Origin of the sequence: Leisingera aquaemixtae (genome assembly GCF_006740765.1) — a bacterium.
Classification (GTDB): Bacteria; Pseudomonadota; Alphaproteobacteria; order Rhodobacterales; family Rhodobacteraceae; genus Leisingera; species Leisingera aquaemixtae.
In genome coordinates this window covers 877,500-890,759 of record NZ_CP041159.1, presented here as the reverse complement: position 1 = coordinate 890,759, position 13,260 = coordinate 877,500, and the positions used below count along the sequence as shown (strand labels likewise).

Annotated in this window: 11 protein-coding genes; 4 read left to right on the top strand and 7 right to left on the bottom strand. The window is 65.3% G+C overall.

The features are described from left to right. Positions 1-6 precede the first annotated feature (6 nt). The 3 genes from R2C4_RS06005 to R2C4_RS05995 form a co-directional block, all read right to left on the bottom strand. Entirely contained in the window at positions 7-522 is a 516-nt protein-coding gene (locus R2C4_RS06005) for a GNAT family N-acetyltransferase (protein WP_141889966.1), read from the bottom strand. A gap of 25 nt (positions 523-547) precedes the next feature. Then, positions 548-1,327 (bottom strand): gamma-glutamyl-gamma-aminobutyrate hydrolase family protein, encoded by a 780-nt coding sequence (locus R2C4_RS06000; protein WP_141889965.1) that lies wholly within the window; start codon positions 1,325-1,327, stop codon positions 548-550. Between the two features lie 131 nt (positions 1,328-1,458). Further along, on the bottom strand, positions 1,459-2,079 hold the full coding sequence (locus R2C4_RS05995; RefSeq protein WP_244940787.1) for a helix-turn-helix domain-containing protein: 621 nt from the start codon (positions 2,077-2,079) through the stop codon (positions 1,459-1,461). A gap of 163 nt (positions 2,080-2,242) precedes the next feature. Here R2C4_RS05995 and R2C4_RS05990 point away from each other — a divergent pair, with 163 nt between their 5' ends. Beyond that, on the top strand, positions 2,243-2,725 hold the full coding sequence (locus tag R2C4_RS05990) for a fasciclin domain-containing protein (protein ID WP_141889963.1): 483 nt from the start codon (positions 2,243-2,245) through the stop codon (positions 2,723-2,725). A 110-nt stretch (positions 2,726-2,835) separates the two neighbouring features. Here the strand turns inward: R2C4_RS05990 and R2C4_RS05985 are convergent, their stop codons facing one another. The 3 genes from R2C4_RS05985 to R2C4_RS05975 form a co-directional block, all read right to left on the bottom strand. After that, positions 2,836-3,264 carry a GlcG/HbpS family heme-binding protein gene (locus tag R2C4_RS05985; RefSeq protein WP_141889962.1) on the bottom strand — a complete coding sequence of 143 codons (429 nt, stop codon included), beginning with the start codon at positions 3,262-3,264 and terminating at the stop codon, positions 2,836-2,838. Positions 3,265-3,378: 114 nt separating this feature from the next. Then, complete coding sequence (locus tag R2C4_RS05980) at positions 3,379-5,526, bottom strand: malate synthase G (protein WP_141889961.1); 2,148 nt, start codon at positions 5,524-5,526, stop codon at positions 3,379-3,381. A 228-nt stretch (positions 5,527-5,754) separates the two neighbouring features. Continuing rightward, a complete protein-coding gene (locus R2C4_RS05975; RefSeq protein ID WP_058284455.1) occupies positions 5,755-5,961 on the bottom strand; it encodes a hypothetical protein in 207 nt (68 codons plus the stop codon). Positions 5,962-6,086: 125 nt separating this feature from the next. Here R2C4_RS05975 and pepN point away from each other — a divergent pair, with 125 nt between their 5' ends. The 3 genes from pepN (at position 6,087) to R2C4_RS05960 (ending at position 10,550) form a co-directional block, all read left to right on the top strand. Beyond that, positions 6,087-8,651, top strand: a complete 2,565-nt coding sequence (pepN, locus tag R2C4_RS05970) for an aminopeptidase N (protein WP_141889960.1) — start codon at positions 6,087-6,089, stop codon at positions 8,649-8,651. Continuing rightward, positions 8,644-9,102, top strand: coding sequence for a hypothetical protein (locus R2C4_RS05965; protein ID WP_141889959.1), 459 nt, complete (start codon positions 8,644-8,646; stop codon positions 9,100-9,102). Before pepN ends, R2C4_RS05965 begins: the two co-directional genes overlap by 8 nt. A gap of 161 nt (positions 9,103-9,263) precedes the next feature. Beyond that, positions 9,264-10,550 (top strand): hypothetical protein, encoded by a 1,287-nt coding sequence (locus tag R2C4_RS05960; RefSeq protein WP_167510243.1) that lies wholly within the window; start codon positions 9,264-9,266, stop codon positions 10,548-10,550. Positions 10,551-10,723: 173 nt separating this feature from the next. On the opposite strand, the gene R2C4_RS05955 is transcribed toward R2C4_RS05960, so the two are convergent. Beyond that, positions 10,724-13,090: a Tex family protein gene (locus tag R2C4_RS05955; protein ID WP_141889958.1), complete on the bottom strand. Its 2,367-nt coding sequence runs from the start codon at positions 13,088-13,090 to the stop codon at positions 10,724-10,726. Between the last annotated feature and the right edge of the window lie 170 nt (positions 13,091-13,260).

Genomic DNA, 13,260 nt, shown 5'->3' with positions numbered 1-13,260 from the left:
GCCAGCTCAGCCCAGGATCTTGGCCATCCGGTAGTTGTGGAGTTTCACACCACTGCGCTCAAACTCGCGGCGGCGGTCCACGGCAAAGCCCTGCCGCTCGAAAAAGCCGCGCGCGGCTTCGCTGGCCTCGACATAAAGCAGCTTGAGCCCCTGGCGCAGCGCCGCCGTCTCCAGCCGCCCGTAAAGCGCCGCTGCGGCGCCCTGCCCGGCCGCGCGGGGGTGGCAGAACAGCATGTCGATATGGCCATCGGTTTCCAGGTCGATGAAGGCCGCCGGCGCGCCCTCCTCATCCACCGCCACCCAGGCCGCCCGCCCGTCCGACAGCTTCTGCCCGATGGCCGCGGCCGGCGGTGCGCCGGGGCACCAGGCGTTGATCTGCTCCGGCGTGTAGAAGCGGCTTGCGATGCCGTGCACCGCAGAGCGGAACACCTCCGCCAGGTCCTCCGCATCGTCTGCCCTGAACTGCCGGATTTTGTAGCGGCCCCCGCTGCGGGGCGCGCCCTCTTCCGCATCACCTTTCATACTCAAACCTTTTAACCAAACGCATCTATGCAGATTTCTGAAAACCGGTCTGTGCCCCGCCGTCCGCCCAGGTCCGCACTGCGGCCCCGAACGCCTCAAACAGCGGGCGCGACACCGGATCGCTCGCGGCATCCCATTCCGGATGCCATTGCACCGACAGGGTAAAACCTGGCGCGTCCTTGATAAAGATCGCCTCGGGGGTGCCGTCGGGGGCCTGCCCGTCCACCACCACCCGCGCGCCCGGGCGCTTGATGCCTTGGCCGTGCAGGGTGTTGGTCATCACTTCCTCGGCGCCGAACAGACGGTGGAACACACCGCCCGCGCTGAACCGGACGCTGTGGCGCAGGGCAAATTTCTCTTCCAGCGTGCCGTCCGGCGGCATCCGGTGGTTCATCCGGCCCGGCAGATCGCGGATCTCGGGGTGCAGCGAGCCGCCCATCGCCACGTTAACCTCCTGAAAGCCGCGACAGATGCCCAGGAACGGCTGGCCGCGCTCCGCACAGGCGCGGATCAGCGGCAGGGTGATAGCATCGCGCGCCCGGTCAAAGGCGCCATGCGCCTCGGTCTCTGCTTCGCCGTATTCGTGCGGGTGCACATTCGGCCGCCCGCCGGTGAGCAGAAAGCCGTCGAACGTGTGCAGCAGCTCCTCAACGGTGACAAAGCGCGGGTCTGAGGGGATCATCAGCGGCATGCAGCCAGCAACCTCGGCAATTGCCTCGGAATTCATCGTGCCGCCCGCATGCACGGGGTACTGATCGTTGATCAGGTAGGAGTTGCCGATAATGCCAACCTTGGGTCGCGTCATAATCCACTCGTAAATTCATGCTCTGAAAGAAAACCTAGCCCTGACACTGCGAGGGTTCAACAGGCGGCGCAGATCAACACAGTGTTCACAGCTGCACAACCCAGCGTCAGCAGCCGGTCAGCGGCCCCGGTTCAGCCCGCCGGGCTGTCCGGCGCGCCGTCCCGCGACACCACCACCACGGCGCGGCACCGCTGCCCCGGCACCGCGCGGTAGCTGTGGGCGAAGCCTGCGTCGAAATAGACCGCATCGCCCTTGTCCAGCACCTCGGTGCGGCCGTGAATGCCCAGCTCCAGCCGTCCTTCGATCACATAGATCATTTCCGCGCCCGGATGCGCGTGGGGGGCGCTTTCGGCGCCGTTGCCGGAAAACTCCGCAAGATAGGACTGGAACCGGCTTTTGGTCACCGGGAAATCCAGGCTTTCGAACAGGTAGGACAGCGGCCCGCTGGTCTTGTCGCCCAGTTTCAGCCGGTCCCGCTGCCGCACCACTTCCAGCATTGGCGCGTCCTCACCCGGGCCGAAGAAGTGATCCAGCCCGACCCCGAACACCATCGCGACGCGCAGCAGGGTCGCCAAAGTCGGAAACACCTGCCCGCGTTCGATCCGCGACAGCATCGCCGCCGACAGGCCGGTGTGTTCGCCCAGCTGCGCCAGCCCCATGTCCTTACCCTGGCGCAGACTGCGCAGCTTGGGGCCGATTCTGTAGGCTTCCAAACCTTCCTGCAGCGTCTCGGACAGCATGGGCTTGCTCATGGTTTTGACCTCCGGGGCAATACCTCTGCGGAACATTTTACCCAGGTGCAAAAATAATGCACCTCACACAAACGTGTATCTCATGCAAATTTTTTGCATGTCAAGCTATCCCTGCCAGCCCGCCCTGCCCTCTTCCTCTGGCACCTGACAGAAAGGAAACCCCATGTTCTTTGACCGCCTCCCCCTGACTGCGCTTGCCATCGCCGTCGGACTGTCGGTGCCCTCGGACGCTGCCGCCGGATCCAAGGATATCGTCGCGACCGCAACCGCCGCCGGCCAGTTCGAAACCCTGACCGCCGCACTGACCGCCGCCGATCTGGTCGGCACCCTGCAAGGCGACGGACCTTTCACGGTGTTTGCACCAACCGATGAGGCCTTTGCGGCGTTGCCGGAGGGCACGGTCGAAACCCTGCTGAAGCCGGAAAACCGCGCGCAGCTGACAGAGATCCTCACCTACCACGTGGTGCCGGGCAAGGTGATGTCGTCGGACCTGAGCGACGGCATGACCGCGGAAACCGTGATGGGCAAAGAGATCACCGTGTCGATGGACGGCGGGGTCAAGATCAATGACGCCACGGTCACATCTGCGGACATCGAAGCGTCCAATGGCGTCATTCATGTGATCGACGCCGTCATGCTGCCCTAAGCGCGCGCGCCGTCTGCCCTGAAGCCGGACCCCCCTCCCGCTTCAGGAGCAGGGCTCCCTCCCGCCTCCTGAGCGAGCTTCCCTCCAGCCCCGGCGGGAGGGAGCTGATTTCAGATTTCGCCGTGCAGCCCCGCGGATTCGATCCCGGCAATTGCAGCGGCCGCGTCATTGTCAGAGGTGTCGCCGGTCACGCCAACCGCCCCGATCACGTCACCAGTGCCATCCCTGACCAGCACGCCGCCCGGCACTGGCACGACCTGACCGCCATAGACCCCATTCACCGCTGCCATGAAATAGGCCTGGCTTTCGGCCCGCGCCATCTGCGCGGTGCCCGCCATGCCCAGCATCACCGCGCCGTAGGCCTTGCCGTGGGCAATTGCAAACCGGCCCGGCGCGGCACCGTCCTCGCGCTCGAACGCCTGCACGTGGCCGCCGGCATCCAGCACCACCACCGACAGCGGTTTCAAGTTGCGCCCGTGCCCGCTGTCCAGCGCCGCCCGGATGATGGTGCGTGCCTGATCCAATGAAATCCCTGCCATGTGTGGCCTTCCTCCCGCTGACGTTACGTTACGAAAGGAAAAAGGAGGCCAAAAGGCCCCCTTTGACTACCCGTTATTTCCGGGAAACTGTTTCCCGGGGTCAGTTTGACGCAATCAGGCCGAAGATTCCTGGGCCTTCAGCTCCAGACGGCGGGCGTGCAGCACCGGCTCGGTATAGCCCGAGGGCTGTACCCGGCCCTTGAACACCAGATCGCAGGCCGCCTGGAAGGCGATGGTGTCAAAGCCCGGCGCCATCGGGCGGTAACTGTTGTCGCCGCGGTTCTGCTCGTCCACCACCTTGGCCATCTTGCGCAAGCTGCCCATCACCTCGTCCTCGCTGACCACGCCGTGATGCAGCCAGTTGGCGATATGCTGGGCGGAAATCCGGCAGGTGGCGCGGTCCTCCATCAGGCCGACGTTGTTGATATCCGGCACTTTGGAGCAGCCGACGCCCTGGTCGATCCAGCGCACCACATAGCCCAGGATCCCTTGCGCATTGTTGTCCACCTCGCGGGCGATCTGCTCGGGCGTCCACTTGCGGTAGGTGGCCAGCGGGATTTCCAGGATGCCGTCCACATGGGCGCGGCGTCCGCCGGCCTTCAGCTTTTCCTGCACCGCGAACACATCGACCTTGTGGTAGTGCAGCGCGTGCAGCGTGGCGGCGGTCGGGCTCGGCACCCAGGCGCAGCTGGCGCCGGATTTCGGATGCTCGATCTTCTGCTCCAGCATCGCCGCCATCATGTCGGGCATCGCCCACATGCCCTTGCCGATCTGCGCCTTTCCGGACAGACCGCATTCCAGGCCGATATCCACGTTCAGGTTCTCATAGGCCCCGATCCAGCCCTTGCGCTTGATGAAATCCTTGCGGGAGAACGGCCCCGCCTCCATCGAGGTGTGGATCTCATCGCCGGTGCGGTCCAGAAAACCGGTGTTGATGAAAGCCACCCGGTGCCTGGCGGCGCGGATGCATTCCTTGAGGTTCACCGAGGTGCGGCGCTCCTCATCCATGATACCGATTTTCACGGTGTGGCGCGGCAGGCCCAGAATGTCCTCGACCTTATCGAAGATCCGGTTGGTGAAACCCACTTCCTCCGGCCCGTGCATCTTGGGCTTGACCACATAGACCGAGCCCAGAGCGGAGTTGCCGCCCTCGCGTTTCAGGTCGTGCTTGGCGATCAGCACGGTGATCAGCGCATCCAGCAGCCCCTCGAAAGCCTCGTTGCCGTCCCTATCCAGCACCGCCGGGTTGGTCATCAGATGGCCGACGTTGCGGACCCACAGAAGGGCGCGGCCCTTCACGGTCTTGGCGGAGCCATCCGGCGCGGTGAAGCCGAAGTCCGGGTTCAGGCGGCGGGTGATGATCTTGCCGCCCTTTTCCAGGTTGGTCTCCAGATCGCCCTTCATCAGGCCCAGCCAGTTGGAATAGGCCAGCACTTTGTCCTCGGCATCGACACAGGCAACCGAGTCCTCGCAGTCCATGATCGCCGACATCGCGCTTTCCAGCCGCACATCTGCAAGGCCCGCCTGATCGCGCGCGCCAATCGCATGGGCGCGATCAAAGACCAGCTCCACATGCAAGCCATTGTTGCGCAGCAGTACGGATTCCGGCGCCTTGGGGTTGCCGCGGTAGCCTGCGAATTTCTCCGGCTGCGACAACGGGAGATCGTCGATCAGCAACTGGCCGTCCTGCACGTAATAGCGGCGGACATCGCCGTGGCTGGCGCCGTCAATCGGAAAGGCCTCATCCAGGAACACTCGCGCCCGCGTAACGACCCGTGCGCCGCGGCCCTTGTCATAACCGCCCTTGGGGGCAGGCGTGCCCATGGCATCGGTGCCATAGAAGGCATCATACAGGCTGCCCCAGCGCGCGTTCGCCGCGTTCAGCGCATAGCGGGCATTGGTGATCGGCACCACCAGCTGCGGTCCGGGCACCGATGCGATCTCGGGGTCGACATTCTGCGTTTCGATCTCGAAATCGCCGCCCTCCGGCAGCAGGTAGCCGATCTCCGCAAGGAACGCCTTGTAGGCTTCGTGATCATGCGGCTTTTCCCGGTTGGCGATGTGCCAGGCGTCGATCCTGGCCTGGATGTCCTCGCGCTTGGCCAGCAGCGCTCGGTTTTCCGGCCCGAAGCCGTTGACCAGCTCCGCCAGGCCTTTCCAGAACGCCTCGGCCTCGACACCGGTGCCGGGCAGCGCCTGTTTCTCAATGAAATCCGCCAGTTCTGGCGCAACCTGAATTCCCTGTTTCTCGACCCGGCTCATGACTTGCTCCTTCCGGCGGTACACCACTGTATGCTGTTACCTAGTTAGGGCAGAAGTTTCCGATCAGCAACAAAACAGCCTCCCGGTGAAACCAAACGCAATTTCTTGATTTTCAAGAAAGTGCCAATAGGATTTCCGAAAATGCAGCGGCATCGCGCGTCCCCAAACGGCACAAGGGCGCACAGGTTGCCCTGCACGCCCCGGAAACATGCTTTGCCGGTCCGCCGGTCAGTCGGCGGTCCCGTCGATCACGGCCTGAACCTCGGCGGCGGAAGCCGGCGCTTCCACCTTGTCCTGCTCGCCGCCGCGGTCAAAGACCATCAGCAGGAACAGCCCCAGCGCAACCAGCGCAAACACCACCACGGCGCCGATCCCCAGCAGCGACGGTTTGTGCTTTTCTGTCTGACGGTCGACGTTGGTATCCGGTGCGGACATGGCTGAACTCCTCTCCAATACAAATTGAGGCGCAGGACGGCTTGCCGCTCCGCCCGGTGTTGCCTACGACTATGGTAACTACGTGCCGGCCCCCGCTCCGGTTCCATAAAACACGAGGTTCCGCCGTGAAAGATGCAAGCCCCGCCACCGCCCCCAAGACCTTTTACCTGAAGGATTACACGCCGTTCGGGTATGGCGCAGAAAGCGTTCACCTGACTTTCCGCCTGGCGCCGGAAACCACCCGCGTTATCAGCCGGATCCGCTTCGCGCCCAAACCGGATGCGGCGGACAGGACGTTTTTCCTGCACGGTGAGGAGCTTAAGATGATCTCAGCCAAGATCGACGGCCAGGAAGTGACGCCAGAGCTGGTCGAGGGCGGCCTCACATGCGAGGTGCCCGGCGCCCCCTTCACCTGGGAGGCCGAGGTGGAGATCAACCCGGCTGGCAACACCGCGCTGGAGGGGCTTTACATGTCGAACCGCATGTATTGCACCCAGTGCGAGGCCGAGGGCTTCCGCAAGATCACCTATTACCCGGACCGCCCCGACGTAATGTCTACCTTCACCGTCCGGATCGAGGGCGACGAGCCGGTGATGCTGTCGAACGGCAACCCCATGGGCCAGGGCGAGGGCTGGGCCGAATGGCATGACCCCTGGCCGAAACCAGCCTATCTGTTTGCGCTGGTGGCGGGCGATCTGGTGAACCACCCCGGCAGCTTCACCACAAAATCGGGCAAGGAGGTGGAGCTGAATATCTGGGTCCGCCCGGGCGACGAGCACAAATGCGCCTTCGGCATGGAGGCGCTGAAGAAGTCGATGAAATGGGACGAGGACGTCTATGGCCTCGAATATGACCTCGACCTGTTCAACATCGTGGCGGTCGATGATTTCAACATGGGCGCGATGGAGAACAAGGGGCTGAACATCTTCAACTCCTCCTGCGTTCTGGCCTCGCCCGAGACGTCCACGGATGCCAATTTCGAACGGATCGAGGCGATCATCGCCCATGAGTATTTCCACAACTGGACCGGCAACCGCATCACCTGCCGCGACTGGTTCCAGCTGTGCCTGAAGGAAGGGCTGACGGTGTTCCGCGACGCCCAGTTCACCGCCGACATGCGCTCGGAGCCGGTGAAGCGGATTGAGGATGTGATTGCGCTGCGCGCCCGCCAGTTTCCGGAGGACAACGGCCCCCTCGCCCATCCGCCGCGCCCGGAACAATTCCAGGAAATCAACAACTTCTACACCGCCACCGTCTATGAAAAGGGCGCCGAGGTGATCGGTATGCTGAAGCGGCTGGTGGGCGATGAGAACTATTACAAGGCGCTGAAGCTCTATTTCGAGCGCCACGACGGCCAGGCCTGCACGATCGAGGACTGGCTGAAGGTGTTCGAGGATGCCACCGGGCGCGGCCTCAGCCAGTTCAAGCTGTGGTACAGTCAGGCGGGCACCCCGCGCCTGAAAGTCTCCGAGGATTACGCCGATGGCACCTACACCCTGACGTTCGAGCAATCGACCCCGCCCACCCCGGGCCAGCCGGACAAGGCGCCGCGGGTGATCCCGGTGGCGGTGGGCCTGTTGTCGCCCAACGGCGACGAAGTGCGCGGCACCGAAGTGCTGGAGCTGACGGAAGCCAAGCAAAGCTTCACCTATCAAGGCCTCGCCTCCAAACCTGTGCCGTCGATCCTGCGGGAATTCTCCGCCCCGGTGATCCTGGAGCGCGAGACCACCAACGCCGAACGCGCCTTCTTGCTGGCCCATGATACCGATCCCTTCAACCGGTGGGAGGCCGGCAACGCGCTGGCCAAGGAGGTCCGCGTCGCGATGGTGCTGGACGGCGCCGCCCCCGATGCGGCCTATCTGGATGCGCTGGAGAAACTGGTGCGCGACGACGAACAGGACCCGGCCTTCCGCGCCCTGGTGCTGACGCCGCCCAGCCAGTCGGATATTGCGCAGACCCTCTTTGACCGCGGCCACACCCCGGACCCGCAGAAGATCTATGACGCGGCAGAAACCTTTACCCAGACCCTGGCGCAGCAGCTGGATACCAGCCTGCCCCGGCTGTATGCCGCCACCACGGTCGACGGCCCCTATGCGCCGGACGCCGAGGGTGCGGGCAAGCGGGCCCTCAATGGCCGCATCCTGTCGCTGCTGACCCGGCTGGACGGCGGCGAACAGGCCGCGCGCCAGTATCAGGCCGCGGACAACATGACCCAGCAGTACGCCGCCCTGGGCGCGCTGCTGAAGGCCGAGAATGGCGAGGCGCAAAGCCAGGCCTTCTTCAACCAGTGGCAGGACGACCGGCTGGTGATGGACAAATGGTTTGCCCTGCAAATCGCCTGCGCCGCGCCAGAAAAAACCGCCGCCACCGCCGCGGCTCTCACCAGGCATCCGCTGTTCAGCATGAAGAACCCCAACCGCTTCCGCGCTGTGTTCGGCGCGCTGGCGGGCCACCACGCAGGCTTCCACCACGCCAGCGGCGAGGGCTATCAGCTGCTGGCGGACAACCTGATCGCGCTGGACAAGCTGAACCCGCAGACCACCGCCCGCATGTGCGCCGCCTTCCAAACCTGGAAGCGCTATGACGCGGGCCGCCAGTCGCTGATCCGTGCCCAGCTGACCCGGATTGCCGGCACAGACGGCCTGAGCCGCGACACCACGGAGATGGTCACCCGGATCCTGGATGCCTGACACTCCCGACACGCCAGCCCCGGCGGAGGACTACAGCTTCTCCCGCCGGGGCCGGTCAAAGACCGCCATGCTGGCAACAGGCGGCTGGCTGGCCGCGCTTGTGGTGCTGTGGCTGGTGCTGGACGCGGCGCTGTGGCTGGTGGCCCTGCTGGCCCTGCCCGCTCTGCCCGCCGTGGTGGACCTGATCCGCAACCCGCTGGCAGGTCTCAGGATTTCCCGGAACAGGGTCGAATGGTTCAGCGGCGGCCTGACTGGCGAAGCGGATCTGAGCGAGATCGACCGGGTGCGTTTTGACACCCGCTGGGACTTCTCGGTGCGGGCCACGCTGATCCTGCGCAGCGGCAAGCGGATCCGGCTGCCGCAGGAGGCGACACCGCCCCACGCCGAGGCTGACCCGGCCTTCCAAATGCGCGGATTGCGCACCGAACGGCACCATTTTACGGCGTTCTGAAGGCCTTGTGTTAAACCTCCGGGAAAACAATCCCGAATTGCAGACAGCGATGCGCAATAAACCGCTGAAGTACGTCAAGTTCCTCAGTGCCGCCATCTTTGCGCCCCATTGCCAGACGACACTGTCAGCAACGATAAGCTGCCACTCGTCAGGAAGCACAAATGATCACACAGTCTCGGCAGGCACGGGAACTTCTGTCCCGGATTTCAGGTCTGCTGCCCCGCAAAACCCGGCCTGCCGCCCGCATCCGGCCCGTCCCAGTCCCAGCCCCCTCCGACACGCTTCTGAACCGGAGCCTGGCGGACAGCCTGTCCATCCCGATCCGCAGCGCCCAGGGCGATCCCGACTGCCTGCAAGCCCAGAACCGCGGCCAGTTTCTGGCACGCCAGGAACGCTGGGAGGACCTCTCGCTCGAAATCCGGGAGGCCGACCAGAGCCGCGCCACCGCCCGCTGCGGCCTGCCGCTGGCCGATCTTATCGCCTATGGCGCGCGCGCCGATGTGGTCAACGCGACCGAACATGCCCTCTCTGAACAGAAGGATACCGGCAACCGCAGCCTGATCCGCGGGCTGATGGCGTTTGAAGCGCTGCGGGCCGAGCACCGCCACGACCCCTATCTGACGGCGCTGGTGGCGCTGGCCCATATCGATATCGGCTGGGCCTGGCGCGGCCCCGGCAACGCCCCCGCCGCCCCGGCTGCCAGCCAGCGCCGCTGTGCCGCGCATTTCGACCGCGCCGCGGCGTTGCTGGAACCTATTGAGGGGGACAGCGGGGACAGCCCCTTCCTCCAGGCAGCGCAATGCGCCCTGTTTGCCCGCAGCAGCAGCGGCACCCTGCCGGTGGCGGATGCCTTTGCCGCGCTGATCGACCTGGCCCCCGCCAACCACCGCCACATGCGCACGCTGGGCACCCAGATGCTGCCGCGCTGGTCCGGCTCTTATGCGGCGCTGGAGCTTGAGGCCCGCCGCACCGCCGCGCGCACCGCGCAGACCTGGGGCGCAGGCGGCTACACCTGGGTCTATTTCGACGCCATCGCCATCGACGATCAGGCCTGCGCCCGGGTCGACACCCGGTTTTTCCTCGACGGTCTCAGGGATATCGTGCAGGCCGACCCGTCGCAGGAGATGATCAACCTGCTGGCGGCCTATTGCACGGTTGCGCTGCGCAAGGACTTGGGCCGCAATATTCAGGCCGATGTGCCGCGCCTCAAGATCGCCGCCGCCGCCGGCTGGCTGATCCGCGACCACCTGAAGGAGCTGCACCCGCTGGTCTGGGCCCATGCCGCCGAAGGCTTCGACAACAGCGCCCGCATCACCTCGCTCAGCCGCTTTGCCGCCCGCGGCCATGCTGGCGCGCTGCAGGCCATCGCCACCCAGTTCCGCGAGGAGATCGAAGGAGGCCAGAAGGTTGCCTTTACCGAACAAGGGCTGGAGTTCAGCCCCGCTTGATCCGGCGGCCGCAGCTTTCACATCCCCAAAAAAACTAGCCGTCAGCGGCAGCCACTGCCCGTCGCGCCAGCGGCGGGCACGCGTCCGCCCGGGCGGGCGCTCATCGCACCATTGCGGCGAACACGGCCAGCCCGGGCCTGTCCTCATCGAATTGGGGCCGAAGCCCCGTTTCGTCATTTCTTCTTGAAGGCGTCCATCAGGGCCGCGCCCAGCGCGCCTGTACTTTGGCCTGAGCCCTGCTCCTTGCCCTGGCCGCCCCTGGGGCCAGCAGACATCTTGCCCTTGCCGCCCTGAGGGCTGCCAGGCTTGCCGCCGCGGCCCGGGCCTGCGCCTTTGGCCGGGCTGCGGGCATTGCGGTCCTCCTTGGCAGAGGCGCCGCCGTCCTTCTTCATGGTCAGCCCGATCCGCTTGCGCGGCACGTCCACCTCGGTGACGGTGACCTTGACCACCTGACCGGTCTTCACCACCTCATGCGGGTCTTTCACAAACCGGTCGGCCAACTGGCTGACATGCACCAGCCCGTCCTGATGCACCCCGATGTCCACAAACGCCCCAAAGGCCGCGACATTGGTCACCGTGCCCTCCAGGACCATGCCGGGTTTCAGGTCGGTGATCTCTTCCACCCCGTCCTTGAAGGACGCCGTCACGAAGGACGGGCGCGGGTCGCGGCCCGGCTTTTCCAGCTCCTGGAAAATGTCGCGCACGGTGGGCAGACCGACGCCACCGCCCACGAAATCCTCGGCCCGCAAGGGCCTCAGCGCCGCGCCGTCCCCCATGATCTGGCGGATATCGCGCCCGCAGGCGGCCACGATCTTGCGCGCCACATCATAGCTTTCGGGGTGCACAGAGGACGCATCCAGCGGCTCTTTTCCGTCGCGGATGCGCAGGAAGCCCGCGCATTGCTCAAATGCCTTGGGACCCAGCCGCGCCACTTTCAGCAGTTCCTTGCGCGAGGCAAACGCCCCGTTCACATCCCGATGCGCCACAATCGCCTCCGCCAGGCCAGGGCCAAGGCCCGAGACATGGGACAAGAGCGGCGCCGAGGCCATGTTGAGGTCCACTCCCACCGCGTTCACCACATCCTCGATCACCGCCTCCAGCGATTTCGACAGTTTGTGCTGGTCCACATCGTGCTGGTACTGGCCGACGCCGATGCTCTTGGGTTCGATTTTCACCAGCTCCGCCAGCGGGTCCTGCAGGCGGCGCGCAATCGACACGGCCCCGCGCAGGGATACGTCCAGATCCGGAAACTCCCGCGCCGCCAGCTCAGACGCGGAATAGACCGAGGCGCCGGCCTCGCTCACCACCACCTTGGTCGGCGCCTTGATCTTGGCCGGCAGGTGTTGCAGCACCTCCGCCACCATCCGCTCGGTCTCGCGGCTGGCGGTGCCGTTGCCGATGGCGATCAGCTCGACGCCGTGTTCGGCGATCAGTTTCACGATCGACACCTGCGCGCCGTGCAGATCGTTCTTCGGCTGGAACGGGTACAGGGTCTCTGTGGCCACCAGTTTGCCCGTCGCATCAACCACCGCCGCCTTGACGCCGGTGCGAATGCCCGGGTCCAGCCCGAGGGTCGGCCGCGCACCGGCCGGAGCTGCGAACAGCAGGTCCTTGAGGTTGCGGGCAAAGACCTGAATGGCATCTTCCTGCGCGCGGGCCCGCAGGTCGCCCATCAGCTCCAGCATCATCGAGAGCGACAGCTTCACCCGCCAGCACCAGCCAGCCACCTTGCGCAGCCACACGTCGCCCGGCCCGTTGCCGCCCGCGCCCAGCACGGCCGCCACCATCGCCTCTGCGCGCGCCACGCCCTCTTCCGGCTCCGGCCCCACGTCCAGCGTCAGCACGCCTTCGTTGGAGCCGCGCAGCATCGCCAGCGCCCGGTGCGAGGGCACATCCGCCCAGCGCTCGGAATGGTCGAAGTAATCAGAGAACTTGGCGCCCTTCTGCTCCTTGCCCTCGACCACCTTGGCAGACAGCACCGCCTCCTTCTGCAGGAACTCCCGCAGCCTGCCCAAAAGGGTCGCATTCTCGATCAGCCGCTCGGTCAGGATATCCCGCGCGCCGTTCAGCGCGTCCTTCACCGTGGCCACCGCCTCGGTCAAATATCCTTCGGCCAGTTTCTCGGGATCGGCGCTGCGATTGTCCAGAATGGCATCCGCCAGCGGCTCCAGCCCGTTTTCCCGGGCGATCATCGCCTTGGTGCGCCGCTTGGGCTTGTAAGGCAGATAGATATCCTCCAGCTGCGCCTTGGTCTCCGCCTTGGCAATCGACGCAGCCAGATCGTCGGTCAGCTTGTCCTGACCTTTGATCGACTCGAGGATGGCCGCCCGACGCTTTTCCAGCTCGCGCAGGTAGTCCAGACGCTCCGCCAGGGTGCGCAGCTGGGTGTCATCCAGCCCGCCCGTCGCCTCCTTGCGGTAGCGCGCGACGAAGGGCACGGTGGCGCCTTCATCCAGCAGCGCCACCGCAGCGCTCACCTGCTTGGCAGCGGCGCCGATTTCCGTGGCAATGGTCTGGCTGATGCGGGCGGATGTGTCCAAGGCGGCCTCCTGAAAGTCTGTTCGGGCTGCCAGTTCTAGCCCTCCTGATGCACCCCGCCAAGAGGCTGAATCAGGCACAGGCGAACCATTGCGAACGGCAGCGCCCGTCCGCGGGCGGAAGCAAAACGCCCGCCCATGGGGACGGACGGGCGCTGCCCGGGCTTGCAGCC

Bases quoted from the DNA above. Each gene is read 5' to 3' on its own strand.
- R2C4_RS05985 (WP_141889962.1), bottom strand. From the start codon at position 3,264: ATGGCAGGGATTTCATTGGATCAGGCACGCACCATCATCCGGGCGGCG.
- R2C4_RS06000 (WP_141889965.1), bottom strand. From the start codon at position 1,327: ATGACGCGACCCAAGGTTGGCATTATCGGCAACTCCTACCTGATCAAC.
- R2C4_RS05995 (WP_244940787.1), bottom strand. From the start codon at position 2,079: ATGAGCAAGCCCATGCTGTCCGAGACGCTGCAGGAAGGTTTGGAAGCC.
- R2C4_RS06005 (WP_141889966.1), bottom strand. From the start codon at position 522: ATGAAAGGTGATGCGGAAGAGGGCGCGCCCCGCAGCGGGGGCCGCTAC.
- R2C4_RS05990 (WP_141889963.1), top strand. From the start codon at position 2,243: ATGTTCTTTGACCGCCTCCCCCTGACTGCGCTTGCCATCGCCGTCGGA.
- R2C4_RS05975 (WP_058284455.1), bottom strand. From the start codon at position 5,961: ATGTCCGCACCGGATACCAACGTCGACCGTCAGACAGAAAAGCACAAA.
- R2C4_RS05965 (WP_141889959.1), top strand. From the start codon at position 8,644: ATGCCTGACACTCCCGACACGCCAGCCCCGGCGGAGGACTACAGCTTC.
- R2C4_RS05980 (WP_141889961.1), bottom strand. From the start codon at position 5,526: ATGAGCCGGGTCGAGAAACAGGGAATTCAGGTTGCGCCAGAACTGGCG.
- R2C4_RS05960 (WP_167510243.1), top strand. From the start codon at position 9,264: ATGATCACACAGTCTCGGCAGGCACGGGAACTTCTGTCCCGGATTTCA.